General features: G+C 65.4%; 21 protein-coding genes. 10 read left to right on the top strand and 11 right to left on the bottom strand.

Annotated features, from left to right (window positions below; all coding sequences use genetic code 11):
- Positions 1-56: 56 nt before the first annotated feature.
- Together ACDI39_RS17690 and ACDI39_RS17685 are read left to right on the top strand one after the other, a co-directional pair.
- The gene (locus ACDI39_RS17690; RefSeq protein WP_225789993.1) at positions 57-344 is read left to right on the top strand and encodes a DUF2782 domain-containing protein; all 288 of its coding nucleotides are present in this window, start codon (positions 57-59) and stop codon (positions 342-344) included.
- A 72-nt stretch (positions 345-416) separates the two neighbouring features.
- Complete coding sequence (locus ACDI39_RS17685) at positions 417-1,367, top strand: homoserine kinase (protein ID WP_225789992.1); 951 nt, start codon at positions 417-419, stop codon at positions 1,365-1,367.
- 111 nt (positions 1,368-1,478) lie between these two features.
- Here ACDI39_RS17685 and ACDI39_RS17680 read toward each other — a convergent pair whose 3' ends face one another.
- The gene (locus ACDI39_RS17680) at positions 1,479-2,390 is read right to left on the bottom strand and encodes a zinc ABC transporter substrate-binding protein (protein WP_253080761.1); all 912 of its coding nucleotides are present in this window, start codon (positions 2,388-2,390) and stop codon (positions 1,479-1,481) included.
- Between the two features lie 66 nt (positions 2,391-2,456).
- Here ACDI39_RS17680 and zur point away from each other — a divergent pair, with 66 nt between their 5' ends.
- The 4 genes from zur (at position 2,457) to ACDI39_RS17660 (ending at position 5,322) form a co-directional block, all read left to right on the top strand.
- Entirely contained in the window at positions 2,457-2,942 is a 486-nt protein-coding gene (gene zur, locus ACDI39_RS17675) for a zinc uptake transcriptional repressor Zur (protein WP_225789990.1), read from the top strand.
- On the top strand, positions 2,939-3,712 hold the full coding sequence (gene znuC / locus ACDI39_RS17670) for a zinc ABC transporter ATP-binding protein ZnuC (protein ID WP_225789989.1): 774 nt from the start codon (positions 2,939-2,941) through the stop codon (positions 3,710-3,712). Before zur ends, znuC begins: the two co-directional genes overlap by 4 nt.
- Positions 3,705-4,487, top strand: a complete 783-nt coding sequence (gene znuB / locus ACDI39_RS17665) for a zinc ABC transporter permease subunit ZnuB (protein WP_225789988.1) — start codon at positions 3,705-3,707, stop codon at positions 4,485-4,487. Before znuC ends, znuB begins: the two co-directional genes overlap by 8 nt.
- Positions 4,488-4,614: 127 nt before the next feature.
- Positions 4,615-5,322, top strand: a complete 708-nt coding sequence (locus tag ACDI39_RS17660; RefSeq protein ID WP_225789987.1) for a PA5502 family lipoprotein — start codon at positions 4,615-4,617, stop codon at positions 5,320-5,322.
- A 127-nt stretch (positions 5,323-5,449) separates the two neighbouring features.
- Here the strand turns inward: ACDI39_RS17660 and katE are convergent, their stop codons facing one another.
- The gene (gene katE, locus ACDI39_RS17655; protein WP_253102764.1) at positions 5,450-7,594 is read right to left on the bottom strand and encodes a catalase HPII; all 2,145 of its coding nucleotides are present in this window, start codon (positions 7,592-7,594) and stop codon (positions 5,450-5,452) included.
- 224 nt (positions 7,595-7,818) lie between these two features.
- Here katE and ACDI39_RS17650 point away from each other — a divergent pair, with 224 nt between their 5' ends.
- The 3 genes from ACDI39_RS17650 (at position 7,819) to ACDI39_RS17640 (ending at position 10,332) form a co-directional block, all read left to right on the top strand.
- Positions 7,819-8,826 carry a methionine ABC transporter ATP-binding protein gene (locus tag ACDI39_RS17650; RefSeq protein ID WP_225789985.1) on the top strand — a complete coding sequence of 336 codons (1,008 nt, stop codon included), beginning with the start codon at positions 7,819-7,821 and terminating at the stop codon, positions 8,824-8,826.
- On the top strand, positions 8,826-9,497 hold the full coding sequence (locus tag ACDI39_RS17645) for a methionine ABC transporter permease (RefSeq protein WP_225789984.1): 672 nt from the start codon (positions 8,826-8,828) through the stop codon (positions 9,495-9,497). The genes ACDI39_RS17650 and ACDI39_RS17645 overlap by 1 nt, the downstream gene beginning before the upstream one ends.
- A gap of 64 nt (positions 9,498-9,561) precedes the next feature.
- Positions 9,562-10,332, top strand: coding sequence for a MetQ/NlpA family ABC transporter substrate-binding protein (locus ACDI39_RS17640; RefSeq protein ID WP_225789983.1), 771 nt, complete (start codon positions 9,562-9,564; stop codon positions 10,330-10,332).
- A 139-nt stretch (positions 10,333-10,471) separates the two neighbouring features.
- Here ACDI39_RS17640 and ACDI39_RS17635 read toward each other — a convergent pair whose 3' ends face one another.
- Genes ACDI39_RS17635 through ACDI39_RS17615 form a run of 5 tightly spaced genes read right to left on the bottom strand, consistent with a single transcriptional unit; the run spans position 10,472 to position 14,358 of the window.
- Positions 10,472-11,104: an SCO family protein gene (locus ACDI39_RS17635; protein ID WP_225789982.1), complete on the bottom strand. Its 633-nt coding sequence runs from the start codon at positions 11,102-11,104 to the stop codon at positions 10,472-10,474.
- Positions 11,101-12,000: a heme o synthase gene (gene cyoE, locus ACDI39_RS17630; RefSeq protein WP_225789981.1), complete on the bottom strand. Its 900-nt coding sequence runs from the start codon at positions 11,998-12,000 to the stop codon at positions 11,101-11,103. The genes ACDI39_RS17635 and cyoE overlap by 4 nt, the downstream gene beginning before the upstream one ends.
- Positions 11,985-13,058, bottom strand: coding sequence for a COX15/CtaA family protein (locus tag ACDI39_RS17625; RefSeq protein WP_225789980.1), 1,074 nt, complete (start codon positions 13,056-13,058; stop codon positions 11,985-11,987). Before ACDI39_RS17625 ends, cyoE begins: the two co-directional genes overlap by 16 nt.
- A gap of 9 nt (positions 13,059-13,067) precedes the next feature.
- A complete protein-coding gene (locus ACDI39_RS17620; protein ID WP_225789979.1) occupies positions 13,068-13,652 on the bottom strand; it encodes a hypothetical protein in 585 nt (194 codons plus the stop codon).
- On the bottom strand, positions 13,618-14,358 hold the full coding sequence (locus ACDI39_RS17615; protein WP_253080759.1) for an SURF1 family protein: 741 nt from the start codon (positions 14,356-14,358) through the stop codon (positions 13,618-13,620). Before ACDI39_RS17615 ends, ACDI39_RS17620 begins: the two co-directional genes overlap by 35 nt.
- Positions 14,359-14,421: 63 nt before the next feature.
- On the opposite strand from ACDI39_RS17615, the gene ACDI39_RS17610 reads away from it, so the two are divergent.
- Positions 14,422-14,625 (top strand): twin transmembrane helix small protein, encoded by a 204-nt coding sequence (locus tag ACDI39_RS17610; RefSeq protein WP_225789977.1) that lies wholly within the window; start codon positions 14,422-14,424, stop codon positions 14,623-14,625.
- Positions 14,626-14,646: 21 nt separating this feature from the next.
- Here ACDI39_RS17610 and ACDI39_RS17605 read toward each other — a convergent pair whose 3' ends face one another.
- From ACDI39_RS17605 to coxB, 4 genes are read right to left on the bottom strand one after another with little or no spacing between them, the layout of a single operon-like run.
- Positions 14,647-15,534 carry a cytochrome c oxidase subunit 3 gene (locus ACDI39_RS17605; protein ID WP_225789976.1) on the bottom strand — a complete coding sequence of 296 codons (888 nt, stop codon included), beginning with the start codon at positions 15,532-15,534 and terminating at the stop codon, positions 14,647-14,649.
- Positions 15,535-15,550: 16 nt separating this feature from the next.
- The gene (locus ACDI39_RS17600; RefSeq protein ID WP_225789975.1) at positions 15,551-16,117 is read right to left on the bottom strand and encodes a cytochrome c oxidase assembly protein; all 567 of its coding nucleotides are present in this window, start codon (positions 16,115-16,117) and stop codon (positions 15,551-15,553) included.
- Positions 16,118-16,127: 10 nt separating this feature from the next.
- Entirely contained in the window at positions 16,128-17,717 is a 1,590-nt protein-coding gene (ctaD, locus tag ACDI39_RS17595) for a cytochrome c oxidase subunit I (RefSeq protein WP_225789974.1), read from the bottom strand.
- Positions 17,718-17,769: 52 nt separating this feature from the next.
- The gene (coxB, locus tag ACDI39_RS17590; RefSeq protein WP_225789973.1) at positions 17,770-18,897 is read right to left on the bottom strand and encodes a cytochrome c oxidase subunit II; all 1,128 of its coding nucleotides are present in this window, start codon (positions 18,895-18,897) and stop codon (positions 17,770-17,772) included.
- Positions 18,898-19,098: the final 201 nt, after the last annotated feature.

Below are 19,098 nucleotides of genomic sequence, written 5' to 3'. Positions count from 1 at the left end.
GGCAGGTCCGGCGCTAGAATAGCGGGAACAATTGACGACAAAGGGACAAGGTTATCATGCGTACACCCATTCGCCTGTTGCTGCTCGGTCTGCTGGCCACCATGCCTGTCGTCACCCTGGCGGCGGACGACGCCCCCTCGGCCGATCCCGAGGTGACCATTCGCACGGAAGGCGACAACACCATCCAGGAGTACCGGCAGAACGGTTTCCTGTATGCGATCAAGGTCACGCCGAAGCACGGCAAGCCTTATTTCCTGGTACGCGCCGATGGCTCCGAGGGCAATTTCATTCGTTCCGACCAACCGGACATGCTGATCCCCTCCTGGAAGCTCTTCGAGTGGTAAGGTAATAACGCGTATCGTTCACATAAACCAGGCACTTCCGGGCGGAAGTGCCCGCATGGGCTTCTTTTCATCATGTCAGTCTTCACCCCTGTGACCCGGCCTGAGCTGGAAACCTTTCTGGCGCCCTACGAATTGGGCCGTTTGCTCGACTTCCAGGGCATCGCCGCCGGCACCGAGAACAGCAATTTCTTCATCAGCCTGGAGCAGGGGGAGTTCGTCCTGACGCTGGTCGAACGGGGGCCGGTCGAGGACCTGCCGTTCTTCATCGAATTGCTCGACGTGCTGCACGATGCCGACATGCCGGTGCCCTACGCCCTGCGCGACCGCGACGGCAACGCCCTGCGCGAGCTGTGCGGCAAGCCGGCGCTGCTGCAGCCACGCCTGTCGGGCAAGCACATCAAGGCGCCGAACAGCCAGCATTGCGCCCAGGTCGGCGAATTGCTCGCGCATATCCACCTGGCGACCCGCGAACGCATCATCGAACGCCGCACCGACCGTGGCCTGGACTGGATGCTCGCGGCCGGCGCCGAGCTGATGCCAGGGCTGGATGCCCGGCAGGGCCAGCTGCTACGCGCGGCGTTGGACGAGATCGCCGCGCACAAGGCGCAGATCCTCGCCTTGCCACGGGCCAACCTGCATGCCGACCTGTTCCGCGACAACGTGATGTTCGAGGGGACCCACCTGACGGGGGTGATCGATTTCTACAACGCCTGTTCCGGGCCGATGCTGTATGACATCGCCATTACCGTGAACGACTGGTGCTGCGACGAGGCCGGTGGCATCGACCTGCCCCGCGCCCAGGCGTTGCTGGGCGCCTACGCGGCGCTGCGGCCATTCACCGCGGCCGAAGCCGAACTGTGGCCGATGATGCTGCGCGTGGGTTGCGTGCGTTTCTGGCTGTCGCGCCTGATCGCCGCGCAGGCGTTCGCCGGGATGGACGTGATGATCCACGACCCGAGCGAGTTCGAGGTGCGCCTGGCGCAGCGTCAGCAGGTGGCGCTGAGCCTGCCGTTCGCCCTCTGATCCGGCGGGGCCGTCTTCGCGGGCAAGCCCGCTCCCACAGGGATCGCGATGGCCTTGCAGGCTGCGAACAAGCTGTGGGGCCGCTGTGCGGCCCCACAGCCCGCACCGGCCCTAGAGCTGCTCCAGGCACCCCGCCAGGTCATTGCCCAGCTTCTCCAGCAACCGCTCATAGCCCTTGGCATCCACCGGGTCGGTGCCTCCCAGGGCATCCAGTTCCGCCAGCCGCACCGGCAGCCCGGCCGTCAGGGTCTCGGCCAAACGCGGGCGCAGCGGCGGTTCGCTGAACACGCAGGTCTTGCCCACCGCCTGCAGGCGTTTGCGCATCGCCGCCACATGCTGCGCACCCGGCTGCACTTCGGAAGCCACGCTGAACACGCCGGTGTGCTTGAGGCCATAGGCCGCCTCGAAGTAGTCGAACGCCTCGTGGAACACGAAGTAAGGCTTGCTCGCGATCCCCGCCACGCGCGCCTTGATGCGCGCATCCAGGGCATCCAGGCGTGCATCGAAGGCCTTCAGGTTGGCCTGGTAGCGGGCGGCATTGGCCGGGTCGACCGCGGCCAGGTCACTGGCCATCTTCGCCGCGATCACCCGGGCGTTGGCCGACGACAGCCACAGGTGCGCATCGAGGCTCCCCGGGCGGTGGTCATGGTCGTGATCGTCGTGGTCTTCTTCATGCTCATGGGAATGGCTGTCTTCGCCGAAATGGCGCAGTTGCATGCCTGGCAGCGACTGCACGGCGACGGTCGGCTTGCCACGGCTGCCCAGCACGCGGGGTAGGAAGCCTTCCATGTCTGGGCCGATCCAGTACAGAAGGTCGGCCTCGGCCACCCGCCGCACATCGGACGGCCGCAGGGCGTAGTGATGCGGCGAGGCGCCCGGCGGCAGCAACACATCCGGGCTGCCGGTACCGTCCTGGACGGCCGCGGCGATCTGCTGCAGGGGCTTGATGCTGGTCAGCACGCGCACGTCGGCCTGGGCCGAAAAGGCGATGAACGCGACAAAAAGGGCAAGGAATCGGGACACGATGAATACTCGACGGCTCAGAAACGAGTAACATAATAACGTCTCTATCCAGAACCGTCGCCGCCCATGTCCATCACGCCGCTGGCCCACCGTCCCCACGATCACTCCCATTGCGTGCACAGCGCCCTGGCCGAAGCCGATGCCCTGTGCACGCGCCAGGGCCTGCGCCTGACCGCCCTGCGCCGCCGTGTGCTGGAACTGGTCTGGCAGAGCCACAAGCCGCTGGGCGCCTATGACATCCTCGCCGTGCTCAGCGAGCAGGACGGCCGCCGCGCCGCCCCGCCGACCGTGTACCGCGCCCTGGACTTCCTCCTGGAAAACGGCCTGGTGCACCGCATCGCCTCGCTCAACGCCTTCATCGGCTGCAGCCACCCCGAGCACGCGCACCAGGGCCAGTTCCTGATCTGCCGCGAATGCCACGTGGCCATCGAACTGGAGCAAGACAGCATCAGCGACGCCATCGTCACCAGCGCCAAGGGCGTCGGTTTCAGCGTCGAGTCGCAGACCGTGGAAGTGGTCGGCCTGTGCAGCAACTGCCGGGGCACGCCATGAGCGACGCGCTGATCCGCCTCGAACAGGTCGGGGTCACCTTCGCCGGCGAGGCGGTGCTCGACAGCATCGACCTGTCGGTCGCCCCCGGCCAGATCGTCACCCTGATCGGCCCCAACGGCGCCGGCAAGACCACCCTGGTGCGCACCGTGCTCGGCCTGCTCAAGCCGCACCGGGGCAAGGTCTGGCGCAAGCCACGGCTGCGCATCGGCTACATGCCGCAGAAGATCCAGGTGGATGCGACCCTGCCCCTGTCGGTGCTGCGTTTCCTGCGCCTGGTGCCTGGCGTGGACCGTGCCGCGGCGCTGGCCGCGCTGCAGGAGGTCGGTGCCGAGCAGGTGATCGACAATCCGATCCAGACCATCTCCGGCGGCGAGATGCAGCGTGTGCTGCTGGCCCGGGCACTGCTGCGCGAGCCACAGCTGCTGGTGCTCGACGAGCCGGTGCAGGGAGTCGACGTGGCCGGCCAGGCCGAGCTCTACAGCCTGATCACCCGCCTGCGCGACCGCCACGGCTGCGGCGTGCTGATGGTTTCCCACGACCTGCACCTGGTGATGAGCACCACCGACCAGGTGGTCTGCCTCAACCGCCACGTGTGCTGTTCGGGCCATCCGGAGCAAGTCAGCGGCGATCCGGCGTTCGTCGAACTGTTCGGCCAGAACGCGCCGAGCCTGGCCATCTACCACCACCATCACGATCACCGCCACGACCTGCACGGCTCGGTGATCGCCCCAGGCCCCCATGTCCACGGAGAACACTGCAAGCATGGCTGACTTTCTTCTCTACGCCCTGCTTGCAGGCCTGGCCCTGGCGGTGGTGGCCGGGCCCCTGGGCTCCTTCGTGGTCTGGCGGCGCATGGCCTATTTCGGCGATACCCTGTCCCATGCCGCGTTGCTCGGCGTGGCCCTGGGCCTGGCCCTGGACATCAGCCCCGCCCTGGCGGTGACCGTCGGTTGCCTGCTGCTGGCGATCCTCCTGGTGACCCTGCAGCAACGCCAGCCACTGGCCTCCGACACCCTGCTCGGCATCCTCGCCCCCAGCACCTTGTCCCTGGGCCTGGTGGCGCTGAGCTTCATGCGCGACGTGCGCATCGACCTGATGGCCTACCTGTTCGGCGACCTGTTGGCCATCAGCCCCACGGACCTGACCTGGATCCTCGGCGGCAGCGTGCTGGTGCTGTTGCTGCTCGGCGCCCTGTGGCGGCCGCTGCTGGCGATCACCGTGCACGAGGAGCTGGCGATGGTCGAGGGCCTGCCGGTGGCGGGCCTGCGCCTGGCGCTGATGCTGCTGATCGCGGTGGTCATCGCCGTGGCCATGAAGATCGTCGGCGTGCTGCTGATCACCTCGCTGCTGATCATTCCCGCCGCCGCGGCACAGCGTCACGCCCGCTCGCCGGAGCAAATGGCCCTGGGCGCCAGTTTGCTGGGCGTGGCGGCGGTTTGCAGCGGCCTGGCCCTGTCCTGGTTCAAGGACACCCCGGCCGGCCCATCGATCGTGGTCTGTGCGGCGGTGCTATTCTTGCTGAGCCTGGCGTTGCCAAAGCGCTGAGTTACAGGGTGTGCGCTGGCGCACCCTGCAACCTTTTCCCCTGTAAAGGGTCTGTAAGACGTGTTTTCGAGCGCGCGCACCTGGGTGTAGACTTGCTCGCTTTTTGCGCAAATAGAGAGTCGCAGGAATGAAGCCGTTCGTCTCCCGTTATCTGCTTGTTGCCGCGTTTTCCCTGTTCCTGGCTGCCTGTTCCGGCACGCCGGCCGAACAGTCCGCCGCGCCTGCCCAGCCAGATGCCTGGCAGCAGTTGCAGCAGAGCATCACCAGCAACGAACTGGCCACTGCCGAAGACCAGCTGGCCGCCCTGCAGGCCCAGTCGCCCGACGACGTGCGCCTGGAGCAGTACCAGCGACAGCTCGCCGAGGCCTACCTGCAACGCAGCCAGATCGTCCTGCAGAAGGGTGACGTCAATGCCGCCGCCACGGCCCTGGCCCGCGCCCGCGCGCTGATGCCCCAGGCGCCGGCGCTGACCGGCGGCGATGCCGTGGCCCAGGCGCGCAAGGCCGAGCTGGAAAAGGCCGAGGCCGCGCTCAAGGCCGCCGAGGCCAGGCCCAAGGCACGGCTGATCGACCCCACCGCGCCGAATACCGTCGTGGCGCTGAAGACCACGGATATCCGTGCCATGCGCCGGCAGCTCGATGACATCGCTGCCGACGTGGTGAACTACCAGTGCGAGGTGGTGTTCCAGGTCCCGCGCACCCAGGATGCGCCCTGGCTCAAGACCCTGCTGGAAAAGCGCGTGCGCAAGCTCGACGAAGGGTTCGCGCTGAAACAACGGCATGAGATCCAGCGCTCGCTGCCGGCGCAGGTGGTGTTGGTGCCGCATCGGCCTTGAGATCCTGGGGCCGCTTCGCGGCCCATCGCCGGCAAGCCGGCTCCCACAGAGTGCCGTGGTGCTCACAAAGCATGGGCCATGCGAGGACTCTGTGTGAGCTTGCCAGCGATGAGCTGCACAGCGCACCTTACGCAGGAATACCCTCGACTCCAGCCTCCCGCGCCCACACCCGGTGCTGCTCCAGCACCTTGACGAAGGCCGCCACCACTTTCTGATCATCCCCCAGTAGCAATCCCTCGTCCTCCTTGAGCCCCAGCCTGTCCAGCAAGGCCTTGGCGCCCCTGGCCAAGCCCATGGGCTTCAAATGCTTGTAGGCCTCGAGCAGGTAATGCTTGGCCACCCCACTCTCGCCCAGGGCATCCAGCGCCGCCTTGCCGGCTGGCACCCACAGCCCATCGATCATCACCGACGGCATCCCCTCCATCGACGCATCCACCGGCAACGGCTTGCCTTCGGCGGTCTTGACCGGCGCCGAAGTCGGCCCCAGCACCAAAATCCGTGCGCTCTCGGCCTCGAAGGCCTTGACCAGCCTGTCGACGCTGGCGCCTTCCACGCCATCGGCCACCAGCAGGACAATCTTGCGCCCCTTGATGCCCACGCTGCCGGGATGGTTCATCTGGCTCAAGGCCGGTGACTGCGCCGGTTTCGAGCCCTTGACCTGCACGGTACCGGCCTTGGGTGCAGGCAGGCCCAGATTGGCCGCCACCGCCGCCGCCAGCCCAAGGTCGATATTGGCCAGGATCTCGTTGACCTCGCGTACACAGATCGCCTCGCGCTCCACCTTGCCCAGCTCGAAGCTGTAGGCCTTGACGATGTGCTGCTGTTCGTTGGGGCTCATGCTCTGGTAGAACAGCCGTGCCTGGGAGAAGTGGTCGCTGAAGGAGTCGCTGCGCTGGCGGATCTTGTGCGCATCGATACGCTCCTGGTAGCTCTCGAAACCGCCATCCTCCGGAGCCGGCGGTGTCTCCTTGGGCCAACCACCATCGATGGAGTTGGGCTCGTAGGAGGCACGTCCCTTGTCGAGGGTCATGCGGTGCATGGCATCGCGCTGGCTGCTGTGGTTGGGCACGATCGGCCGGTTGATGGGGATCTCATGGAAGTTCGGGCCACCGAGGCGGCTGAGCTGGGTGTCGGTGTAGGAGAACAACCGGCCCTGCAGCAGGGGGTCGTTGGTGAAGTCGATGCCCGGCACGATATGCCCGGGGCAAAAGGCGATCTGCTCGACTTCGGCGAAGAAGTTGTCCGGATTGCGATTGAGCACCATCTTGCCCAGCGGCGTCACCGGCACCAGTTCCTCGGGAATGATCTTGGTCGGGTCGAGCAGGTCGAAGTCGAAACGGTGCTCATCCGCCTCGGACACGATCTGCACCCCCAGTTCCCATTCCGGGTAGTCGCCGGTCTCGATGGCGTCCCACAGGTCACGGCGGTGGTAGTCGGTATCCTTGCCTGCCAGCTTCTGGGCTTCGTCCCACAGCACCGAGTGCACGCCCTGGCGTGGTTTCCAGTGGAACTTCACCAGGCTGGCCACACCCTCGGCATTGATCAGGCGGAAGGTGTGCACGCCAAAGCCTTCCATCATCCGCAAGCTGCGCGGGATGGCCCGGTCCGACATGGCCCACATGACCATGTGGGCCGACTCCGGCACCAGCGAGACGAAGTCCCAGAACGTATCGTGGGCCGAGCCACCGGTGGGGATCTCGTTGTGCGGCTCGGGTTTCACCGCGTGGACGAAGTCCGGGAACTTGATCGCATCCTGGATGAAGAACACCGGCATGTTGTTGCCCACCAGGTCAAAATTGCCCTCGTCGGTGTAGAACTTCACGGCAAAGCCGCGCACGTCGCGCACGGTGTCGCCAGAGCCGCGCGGGCCTTGCACGGTGGAGAAACGCACGAAGACCGGCGTGATCTTCTCGGGGTCCTGGAGGAACCCGGCCTTGGTCAGTTGCGCATGGCAGCCGTAGCTCTGGAAGTAGCCATGGGCGCCGGTGCCGCGGGCGTGGACGATACGCTCGGGGATACGCTCATGGTCGAAGTGGGTGATCTTCTCGCGCATGATGAAGTCTTCGAGCAGCGAGGGCCCCCGCGCACCGGCCTTGAGGGTGTTCTGGTTATCGGCGATCTTCACCCCCTGGTTGGTGCGCAAGGCCTGGCCGGTGGCGTCGCTGCGAAACGCCTCCAGGCTCTGCACCTTGGCATTGGTGTTGGCCCGGTCGGGGGTCGTGGTACCGGCGACCTGGCTTTCCCTGGGCATGTCCTTCTTCTTGCTGGGCATGGTTCGGCTCTCCTTATCAGTCTCGAGCGGGCCCGTATCGGGCTTGTTCAACTAGTGACTGGAAGGCGTTCGCGAGCGTTCAATCGGGATTACCGGTTGTCGCGTTATGCCGGCCGGATTGGTTCATGACGAAATAAATGCTAAGAACAACTATGGGAAAAGGCTAAAATGCGCGCCCCGGCTAACCGCTGACCCTATTCCATGCGCCCCACAAGGTTCGCTCAGTGATCGAGTTCCAACATGTCCACAAGACCTACCGTGTCGCCGGTAGGGATATCCCCGCCCTCAATCCGACCAGCCTGACCATCGACAACGGCCAGGTGTTCGGCCTGATCGGGCATTCCGGCGCAGGCAAGAGCACCTTGCTGCGCCTGATCAACCGCCTCGAGGCCCCGAGCGGCGGCAAGATCATCGTCGACGGCGAGGACGTCACCGCCTTCGACGCCAACCAGCTGCGTCGCTTCCGCCAGCAGGTCGGGATGATCTTCCAGCACTTCAACCTGCTGGCCTCCAAGACCGTGGCCGACAACGTCGCCCTGCCGCTGACCCTGGCCGGCGAACTGTCGCGGGCCGAGATCGACCAGCGTGTCGCCGAACTGCTGGCCCGCGTCGGCCTGTCGGACCATGCCCGCAAGTACCCGGCCCAACTCTCCGGCGGCCAGAAGCAACGCGTGGGCATCGCCCGCGCCCTGTCGACCCGGCCGAAGATCCTGCTGTGCGACGAGGCCACCAGCGCCCTCGACCCGCAGACCACCGCGTCGGTGTTGCAACTGCTGGCCGAGATCAACCGCGAGCTGAAGCTGACCATCGTGCTGATCACCCACGAGATGGACGTGATCCGCCGGGTCTGCGACCGCGTGGCGGTGATGGATGCCGGGCAGATCGTCGAACAAGGCCCGGTGGCCGATGTGTTCCTGCATCCGCAGCACCCGACCACCCGACGTTTCGTCCAGGAAGACGAGCAGGTCGACGAGAACGAGCAGCGCGACGACTTCGCCCACGTGCCCGGGCGCATCCTGCGCCTGACCTTCCAGGGCGAGGCCACGTACGCCCCGCTGCTGGGCACCGTGGCCCGCGAGACCGGCGTGGACTACAGCATCCTCGCCGGGCGTATCGACCGCATCAAGGACGTCCCCTATGGACAGCTGACCCTGGCCGTCACCGGTGGCGACATGGACGCGGCGTTCGAGCGCTTCAAGGCAGCGGATGTGCATATGGAGGTACTGCGTTGATGGACGCCCTGAATTTCTTCGCCAACGTCGACTGGGCCGAGATCTGGCTGGCCAGCATCGACACCATGATCATGCTGTTCGGCTCGCTGTTCTTCACCGTGCTGCTGGGCCTGCCATTGGGCGTGCTGCTGTTCCTCTGCGGCCCACGGCAGATGTTCGAGCAGCGGGGCGTGTACGCGCTGCTGTCGCTGATCGTCAACATCCTGCGCTCGCTGCCGTTCATCATCCTGCTGATCGTCATGATTCCGGTCACCGTGCTGATCACCGGCACCTCGCTGGGCGTCGCCGGCGCCATCCCGCCGCTGGTGGTGGGTGCCACGCCGTTCTTCGCGCGCCTGGTGGAAACCGCCCTGCGCGAAGTGGACCGCGGCATCATCGAGGCGACCCAGTCGATGGGCGCCACCACCCGCCAGATCATCATGAACGCGCTGTTGCCAGAGGCCCGGCCGGGCATCTTCGCGGCCATCACCGTCACCGCCATCACCCTGGTGTCGTACACCGCCATGGCCGGCGTGGTGGGCGCGGGCGGCCTGGGCGACCTGGCCATCCGCTTCGGCTACCAGCGCTTCCAGACCGACGTGATGGTGGTCACCGTGGTGCTCCTGCTGGTCCTGGTTCAAGTTCTGCAGAGCGTCGGCGACAAACTGGTCGTGCACTTTTCCCGTAAGTAACCCCAATGGGGTCGGCCTGGCCGACCCGTTCGGGGGCCGTCGCGGCCCTCACAAGGAGTGATCGATGAAGAAACTGCTTGCTGTCGTGGCCGCCGTCGCGGCCTTCTCGGCCAACGCCGAAACCCTGACCGTCGCCGCCACCCCGGTGCCTCACGCGGAAATCCTCAACTTCGTGAAGCCGCAGCTGGAGAAAGCTGGCGTGGAACTGAAGGTCAAGGAGTTCACCGACTACATCCAGCCGAACGTACAGGTGGCCGAGAAGCGCCTGGACGCCAACTTCTTCCAGCACCAGCCGTATCTGGACGAGTTCAACAAGTCCAAGGGCACCGAACTGGTCAGCGTTACCGGCGTGCACCTGGAGCCGCTGGGCGCCTACTCCAGCAAGATCAAGAAGCTCGACGAACTGCCGTCCGGCGCCACCGTGGTCATCCCCAACGATGCCACCAACGGCGGCCGCGCCCTGCTGCTGCTCGACAAGGCCGGCGTGATCGCGCTCAAGGACAACAAGAACATCCTGTCCACCGTCAAGGACATCACCGCTAACGACAAGGGCCTGAAGTTCCGCGAGCTGGAAGCGGCCACCATCCCGCGCGTGCTGACCCAGGTGGACCTGGCGCTGATCAACACCAACTATGCGCTGGAAGCCAAGCTCAACCCCGAAAAGGATGCGCTGGTCATCGAGGGTAGCGACTCGCCCTACGTGAACATCCTGGTCGCCCGCCCGGACAACAAGGACTCGCAGGCCATGAAGAAGCTGGCCGATGCCCTGCATTCGCCCGAGGTGAAGCAGTTCATCACCGAGAAGTACAAAGGCGCGGTGATTCCGGCGTTCTGATTGCGTCGAGCTCGCTGGGCCGGTCAGTTCGGCAGGGCTGCTTTGCAGCCCATCGCCGGCAAGCCGGCTCCCACAGGTCTGCGCCAACCTGTGGGCTTGCCGGCGATGGGCCGCGAAGCGGCCCCAAATCAGCCGATACTCAGTCCCGCTTGACCAACCCCGGCAACTGCGCCACCAGCTTCTGGTTGTTGAACGGCGCCCGGATGAACCCCCGCTGGCGCCCATCCGGCCCGACGATCGCCAGGTTGCCACTGTGATCCACGGTATACCCCGGCTTGCTGGTATCCGCCGGAATGAACGGAATGCTCAGGGCATTGGCCAATGCCTGGGTGTCCTCGAGGGTGCCCGCCAATCCGAGGAAGTCCTTGTCGAAGTACCCCAGGTACTGCTTGAGCTGGTCCGGCGTATCGCGATTCGGGTCGACACTCACCAGCACCACCTGCAACCGCTCCAGTGCCTCCTTGGGCAGCTCGCTCTTCACCTGGCGCAGCTGGGCCAGGGTAGTCGGGCAGATGTCCGGGCAGTAGGTGTAGCCGAAGAACAGCAACGACCACTTGCCCTTGAGCTCGTCCAGCTCCACCGGCCGGCCTTCCTGGTCCCTCATCTTCACGTCCGGCACGGTGCGGCTCTGGGGCAGGAGAATGATGCCGGCGTCGATCAGTTCGGCCGGGTTCGCCTCGCTGCGGCCGTTGAGCACCTTGTTGACGGTCAGGCCGAGGATCAGGGCGACCACGGCGACGAGGATGAAAACGGTTTTCTGGGTTCGGGTCATAGATTCAGCAACAGGTAGTGGTCCAAGAGCAGTGCGATGAACAGCAGGAACAGGTACCCGATAGAGTACTTGAAGGTCCCGATCGCAGCGTGCGGCCTGGTGCCACGGTACAACACCCAGGCCCAGTGGACAAAGCGCAGCCCCAGCACGAGGGCACACGCCAGGTACAACGGGCCGCTCATGTGGATGGCATAGGGCAGCAGGCTCACCGCCAGCAACACCAAGGTATAGAGCAGGATGTGCAGCTTGGTGTAGCGCTCGCCATGGGTCACCGGCAGCATGGGAATGTCGGCCTTGGCGTACTCCTCCTTGCGGTGGATGGCCAGGGCCCAGAAGTGCGGCGGGGTCCAGGCGAAGATGATCAGCACCAGCAGCAGCGGCTCGGCGCCGACATGGCCGCTGACCGCCACCCAACCCAGCAGCGGCGGCGCCGCACCGGCCAGGCCGCCGATCACGATGTTCTGCGGGGTGGCACGCTTGAGAAAGCCCGTGTAGATCACCGCGTAGCCGAGCAACGAGGCCAGCGTCAGCCAAGCGGTGAGGGCATTGGTGAACACCAGCAGCAGGGCCATGCCCAGCACCGCCAAGGCCAGGGCGAAGCCCAGCGCCGGCAGCGGCGCGACCCGCCCTTCGGCCAGCGGGCGCCGGTGGGTACGGGCCATCAGCGCATCGATGCGCCGATCCACCACATGGTTGACCACCGCCGCGCCGCCCGCGCACAGGCCGATGCCTAGGTTGCCGAACAGCAGCACGCTCCACGCCACCCCGGCACGGGTAGCGAGGAACATGCCCACCAGCGAGGTGATCAGCATCAGTACCACCACCTTGGGCTTGGTCAGTTCCAGGTAGTCGCGCCAACCGGCCCGCCGTCTGCGCTCGCTCAGAAGCGTCGCCACGAGTCACCCCTCATGTGCTGGGAGAGCCCCACGCCGGTCACCGGTGTCAGGCGCCAGCCCTGCGTGATGCGGACCTTGTCGACCACGCGGATCCGGTAGTTCACCAGCACCATGCACAGCAACAACGCGGCACCGCCGGCGTTGTGCGCCACCGCCACGCCCAGGGGCAGGTGCAACAGCACGTTGCTGATGCCCAGGCCCACCTGCACGGCCAGCGCCAGCAGCACCAGGCGGGCCAGGCCGGAAAGAGCGTTGCGGTGCAGCTTCCAGCTGAGCAGCAGCAACACGGCGATGACCAGCAACGCACCGAGCCGGTGGCTGATGTGGATAGCGGTACGCGCATCGCTGTCCAGCTGCCCGCCCAGGTAGTTCGGGCCGACGTGCTGGGTCAGGTGGAAGCCGTTGCTGAAGTCCGCCGCTGGCCACCACTGGCCGTGGCAGGTGGGCAGGTCGATACAAGCGACCGCCGCATAGTTGGCGCTGACCCACCCCCCCAAGGCGATCTGCCCGATCACCACCAGCAATGCCAGCGCCGCCACCCGCCGCAGGCTCAGCGGCAGCTTGGGCAAGGGCGCGAAGGCCCGGGATAGACGCAGGGACAGCAGGAACAACAGGCTCAGGGTGGTGAAGCCGCCGAGCAGGTGCGCAGTGACCACCTGGGGCCAGAGCTTGAGGGTCACCGTCCACATGCCGAACACCGCCTGCGCCAGCACCACGCCCAGCAACAGCAGCGGCAGGCGATAGGGCTGGCCGTCACGGGCATGGCGCCTCAGTGCCTGGAACGCCAGTACGGCGATCACCAGCGCCAGGGTGCCGGCGAAGTAGCGATGGACCATCTCTGCCCAGCCCTTGGCTTGCTCCACCGGATGCTCCGGGAAGTGCAGCTCGGCATGGGCCAACTGCGCCTCGGTCTTGGGCACGCCGATGAAGCCATAGCAACCCGGCCAGTCGGGGCAGCCGAGGCCGGCGTGGGTCAGCCGGGTATAGGCACCGAGCAGGACGACCAGCAGTGCCAGCAGGGTGGCGAACACAGCGAGGCGGTATCCGGGTCTGGCCATGGCGGCCTCCTAGCCGATGTTGGACAGTTTGAGCAGGTGGCGCAGGTCGTCGAGCACATGCTTGCCCTTGGCCTTGACGTCGTAGCGCAGCACCAGGTTGCCGTGGGGGTCGACGATCCACAGCTGCGGGCCGGGTTCGTCGACCTTCTGGCCGTAGCGTTGCAGGTCGAGCGGATAACGCTGCAGCTGCGGATATTCGCGGCCCAACAACGCCTGGTAGTCAGCGTCCAGCGGCTGCGCGGCGGCCAGGGCATGGCTGGCACGGCCAGCGTCGCGGCCCAGGCCGATCTGGATCTGCCGGGCCAGGTACACCAGTTGCTGGCAATCCTGGGCACAGGCTTGCGGCGCGCTGACCAACAGTTGCCAGCCTTCCTCCTGGGCGTCGATGCCAATGTCGGCGCGGGTTTCGCCGCTGCCGATCATCGCGCCGTGGTAACTGCGGCCCTCCGGCACCCAGAACTTGAACTTGTACATGCTGGTGGCGAGGATCATCGGCCCCAGCGCCACCAGCAGGATGAGGATCAGCTGCAAGCGCCCACGCGCGCGGGACTTGTGGCGTTCAGGCACGCCCAGTGGACTCGTGAAGGCGCCCATGGTTGTTCTCCTTGTTGTTGTGCCAACCGAAATAGAGGTAGAGCAGCACCAGCGCCGTGGCCAACGCGAACCACTGCACGGCGTAGCCCAGGTGTTTTTCCGGCCCCATGGCGACCACCGGCCAGTCCAGCCGGTAGCTGGCTGGCCCCGGTTCGAGGCGCAGCTCATGGGGGAAACCTTCGCGACCGAGCTGTTGCCACACTTGCGCAGGGTCGATGGCGGTGAGCAGGTGCGGCCACTGCTTGCCGGCCGGGTCGGGGTGCAGTTGGAAGATGCTGCCCGGCGCCACGTAGACCGAGGCGTCGAGGGTCAGGGGGTGTTCGGGGGTATCGAAGCGCACCGGCACCCGGCGGTCGGGCCACGGCAGCCAGCCACGGTTGACCAGCAGCCACAGGCCGCTGGCCTGGTCGTGGAAGGGTTGCAGCAGCTCGACGCCGACCTGGCCGTCGCGCAGGCGGTTGTCCAGCAGCAGGCTGTGTGCGGCATCGAAGCGGCCGTGCAGGTGTACGCGCTGGAAGGCCGGGTCAGGCAATTGCTGCAACTGCGCGACCGCCACCGGCGCCTCGACGCGACGCTCGGCATAACTGTCGAGCAGCTGGCGCTTTTCGTCCGCTCGGCGCAGTTGCCAACTGCCGAGCGCGATCAACCCCGGCAGCAGGGCAAGCACCACCAGGGTCGGTACCAGGCCAGGGCGAAACGGCTTCACCACGGCCTCGCAAGGTCGATCGCTATACTTGAAACCATCACTGCATTCCCCCGGAGTATCGCCATGCTCAAGGCTGCGATTGTCCTGATGCTGTTGGCCACCATCGCCAGCCTGTTCAGCGGGCTGGTGTTCCTGGTCAAGGACGACGAACACTCGACCCGCCTGCTCAAGGCCCTGACCGTGCGCGTCACCCTCGCGGCGCTGACCATCGGCCTGGTCGCCTGGGGCTTCATCAGCGGGCAGCTCGTCTCGCACGCGCCGTTCTGAATCCTGTGCAGGAGCCCCCTGCTACAGCACATACACGAAGATGAACAACCCGACCCAGACCACATCGACGAAGTGCCAGTACCAGCTGGCCGCCTCGAAGCCGAAGTGCTTGTCGGGGTTGAAATGCCCGCGCAGCACACGCACGAGCATCACGATCAATATCAAGGAGCCCAAGGTCACGTGGGCGCCGTGAAAGCCCGTGAGCATGAAGAAGGTCGCGCCGTAGATCCCCGAACCCAAGGTCAGCCCCAGGTGGGCATAGGCCTCGTAGTACTCGTAGGCCTGCAACGCCAGGAACGACAGCCCGAGCAGGATGGTCAGCCCCAGCCACAGCTTCAGTGGGCCACGATGCCCCTTGCGCAGGGCATGGTGGGCGATGGTGATGGTCACGCTGGAGCTGACCAGCAGGATGGTGTTGATCAGTGGCAGGTGCCAGGGGTCGATGATGTCCTTGGGTGGCGGGAACAGCTTCGGGTCCGGTGTGTTGAGCAGCGGCCAGGCGAACTCGAAGCCGGGCCAGAGCATCTGCGAGACGCCCTTGTCGCCCTCGCCGCCGAGCCAGGGCCCGGCCAGCACCCGCACGTAGAACAGCGCGCCGAAGAAGGCCAGGAAGAACATCACCTCGGAGAAGATGAACCAGCTCATGCCCCAGCGGAACGAGCGGTCCATCTGCGCACTGTACAACCCCGCACGGCTCTCCTTGACCACCGCGCCGAACCAGCCGAACAGCATGTAGGCCAAGAACAGCGCGCCGACGAAGAAGATCCACGGCCCATGGGACGCCTCGTGGCCGGCCTTGAGGTCGTTGAACCAGGTGCCCAGGCCGAACACCGTGATGAGCAGGCCGATCGTGGCGATGATCGGCCACTTGCTCTGCGCCGGGACGTAGTAGTGCTCGTGACTTGCCATTGTTGTTCTCCTTCCCTTAACGGGCGCCCTGGACGTCCTGGGCCGCGACATGGGCGACCGGCGGGTGGCGAGCGGTGATATCGAACAAGGTGTAGGCCAGTGTCAGGTGCTTCACGTTGGCCGGCAGGTCGCGGTCGACGATGAAACGCACCGGCATCTCGATGCGCTCGCCGGGTTGCAGCACCTGCTGGGTGAAACAGAAGCACTCGGTCTTGTGGAAGTACGCCGCGGCCTCGGCCGGGGTGATGCTGGGGATGGCCTGGGCACTCATGGGCCGATCGGTCGGGTTACGGGCGACGAAGACCATCTGGTTGACCGCCCCGGGGTTGACCTCGAGCTGGTCGGCGGTGGAATGGAACTCCCAGACCATGTCGCTGGCATTGGTCGACATGAACTGCACCCGCACGGTGCGCGTCGGGTCGCTGACCTGGCTGCCCTGGTACTGCCCGCCGGTCTTGCCGTTGATGCCGAAGGCCTGGCACATGACGTCGTAGATCGGCACCAGGGCGAAGCCGAAGGCGAACATCACCACCGTCAGCATCAGCAGGCGCGTGACCAGGCGTTTGAGCGACAGGCCTTCCATGTTCGACCTCCTACTTCACGTCCGGCGGCGTCTGGAAGGTGTGGTAGGGCGCCGGCGAAGGCACCGTCCACTCCAGCCCGTCGGCGCCATCCCAGGGCTTGGCCGGTGCCGGCGCGCCGCCGCGGATGCACTTGATGACGATGAACAGGAACAGGAACTGCGTGGCGCCGAAGGTGAAGGCGCCAATCGACGAGACCATGTTGAAATCGGCGAACTGCAGGTTGTAGTCCGGGATCCGCCGCGGCATACCGGCCAGGCCCACGAAGTGCATGGGGAAGAACGCCATGTTCATACCGATGAACGACAGCCAGAAGTGCAGTTTGGCCAAGGTTTCGTCGTACATGTGCCCGGTCCACTTCGGCAGCCAGTAGTAGGCCGAGGCGAAGATGCCGAAGATCGCCCCGGGCACCAGCACATAGTGGAAGTGGGCGACGACGAAGTAGGTGTCGTGGTACTGGAAGTCCGCCGGCGCGATGGCCAGCATCAGCCCGGAGAAGCCGCCGATGGTGAACAGGATGACGAAGGCCACGGCGAACAGCATCGGCGCCTCGAAGGTCAGCGCACCCTGCCACATGGTGCTGACCCAGTTGAACACCTTCACCCCGGTAGGCACGGCGATCAGCATGGTGGCGTACATGAAGAACAGCTCGCCCACCACCGGGATGCCGACCACGAACATGTGGTGAGCCCAGACGATGAACGACAGGAAGGCGATCGCCCCGGTGGCATAGACCATGGAGGTGTAGCCGAACAGCGGCTTGCGCGAGAACGCCGGGATGATCGAACTGACCGCGCCGAAGGCCGGCAGGATCATGATGTACACCTCGGGGTGGCCGAAGAACCAGAACACATGCTGGAACAGCACCGGGTCACCACCGCCGGCGGCGCTGAAGAAGCTGGTGCCGAAGTGGATGTCCATCAGCATCATGGTCACCACGCCGGCCAGCACCGGCATCACTGCGATGAGCAGGAACGCGGTGATCAGCCAGGTCCAGACGAACAGCGGCATCTTCATCAGGGTCATGCCTGGCGCACGCAGGTTGAGCACGGTGGCGATCACGTTGATCGCGCCCATGATCGAGCTGATGCCCATCAGGTGGATGGCGAAGATGAAGAAGGTCACGCTGGCCGGCGCGTAGGTGGTCGACAGCGGAGCGTAGAAGGTCCAGCCGAAATTCGGCCCGCCGCCGGCGCTGAACAAGGTCGAGACCAACAGCAGGAAAGCCGCCGGCAGCAGCCAGAAGCTGAAGTTGTTCATCCGTGGCAAGGCCATGTCCGGCGCGCCGATCATCAGCGGGATCATCCAGTTGGCCAGGCCCACGAATGCCGGCATCACTGCCCCGAACACCATGATCAGGCCATGCATGGTGGTCATCTGGTTGAAGAACTCAGGTTCCACGATCTGCAGGCCGGGCTGGAACAGCTCGGCGCGGATCACCATGGCGAACGAGCCGCCGAGCAGGAACATGGCGAAGCTGAACCACAGGTACATCGTACCGATGTCCTTGTGGTTGGTGGTCAGCACCCAGCGCATCAGGCCCTTGGCCGGGCCGTGGGCATGCTCATGGCCTTGGGCGTGGTCGTCGATCACTGCACTCATGTCCTGTCTCCTGCAATCCGGTGGCTGTTGCGGGAACACCCGTCGACCCGGCTCATTGGCCTTCTGCCTGCTTGAGCGCCAGCACATCCTTCGGCGTGACCATATCGCCCTTGTTGTTGCCCCAGGCATTGCGCTCGTAGGTGACCACGGCGGCGATGTCGACTTCCGAGAGCTGCTTGCCGAACGCGGCCATGGCAGTGCCAGGCTTGCCGTGGAACACGATGCCCAGGTGGTCTTCCTTGGGGCCAGTGGCGATCTTCGAGCCCTTGAGTGCCGGGAACATCGGCGGCAGGCCCTGGCCCTCGGCCTGGTGACAGGCCACGCAGGCGGTGTGGTAGACCTTGTCGCCACGCTCGACCAGCTCCTCCAGGGTCCACTCCTTGCTGGTCAGCTCCTTGAGCTTGGCCGCCTCGGCCTTGCGCTCGCCGAGCCAGGTGTCGTAGTCGGCCTGCGACTTGACCTCGACCACCACCGGCATGAAGCCATGGTCCTTGCCGCACAGCTCGGTGCACTGGCCGCGGTAGATGCCGGGTTTCTCGATGCGCGTCCAGGCTTCGTTGACGAAGCCGGGAATGGCGTCGCGCTTGACCGCGAAGGCCGGCACCCACCAGGAGTGGATGACATCGGCGGCAGTCACCAGAAAGCGCACCTTGGCCCCGACCGGCAAGACCAGCGGCTGGTCGACTTCCAGCAGGTAGTGCTCGCCCTTGGGCGCCTGGTTGCGGATCTGCTCGGCGGGGGTGGCGATGTTGCTGAAGAACTCCACGTCCTGGCCCAGGTACTTGTAGTGCCATTTCCATTGATAGCCGGTGACCTGGATGTCGATGTCCGAGTCGCTGGCGTCGTAGATGTCGATCAGTGTCTTGGTGGCCGGGATGGCCATGGCCACGAGGATCAGGAAGGGGACGATGGTCCAGAGGATCTCCACCCAGGTGTGCTCGTGGAAGTGAGCAGGCTCCTGGCCGGTGGAGCGACGGTGGATGACCATCGACCAGAACATCGCGCCGAACACCACGATGCCGATGACCACACAGATCCAGAAGATGGTCATGTGCAGGTCGAACACGGCGCTGGAGACTTCCGTGGCCCCCGGAGCCATGTTCACGGTCCAGGCAGCGTGCGCCTGACCGAATCCCAACCACAACAGGAGGCCCATCCAGACATGTGGATGTCGCATCATTGCGGGTTCCCCTTATCGTTCTTGTTGTCCCGGAGGCGTGGACCTACGGCAAGGGGGGACGGCGGCCAAGACTGCCTACTTCGACGACCGAGCCCCTGCGACAGCAGTCGGGCCTCATCAACGAATCACGTTCAACCGGAGTATAGACACCGACCAATGGCACGCAACGAAGGCCATGAAATGAACTTCATGATTCCGCCG

The organism is Pseudomonas sp. Tun-23181 (assembly GCF_057415455.1).
The sequence above is the reverse complement of the archived record's forward strand: the minus strand, read 5'-3'. Positions and strand labels throughout refer to the sequence as shown.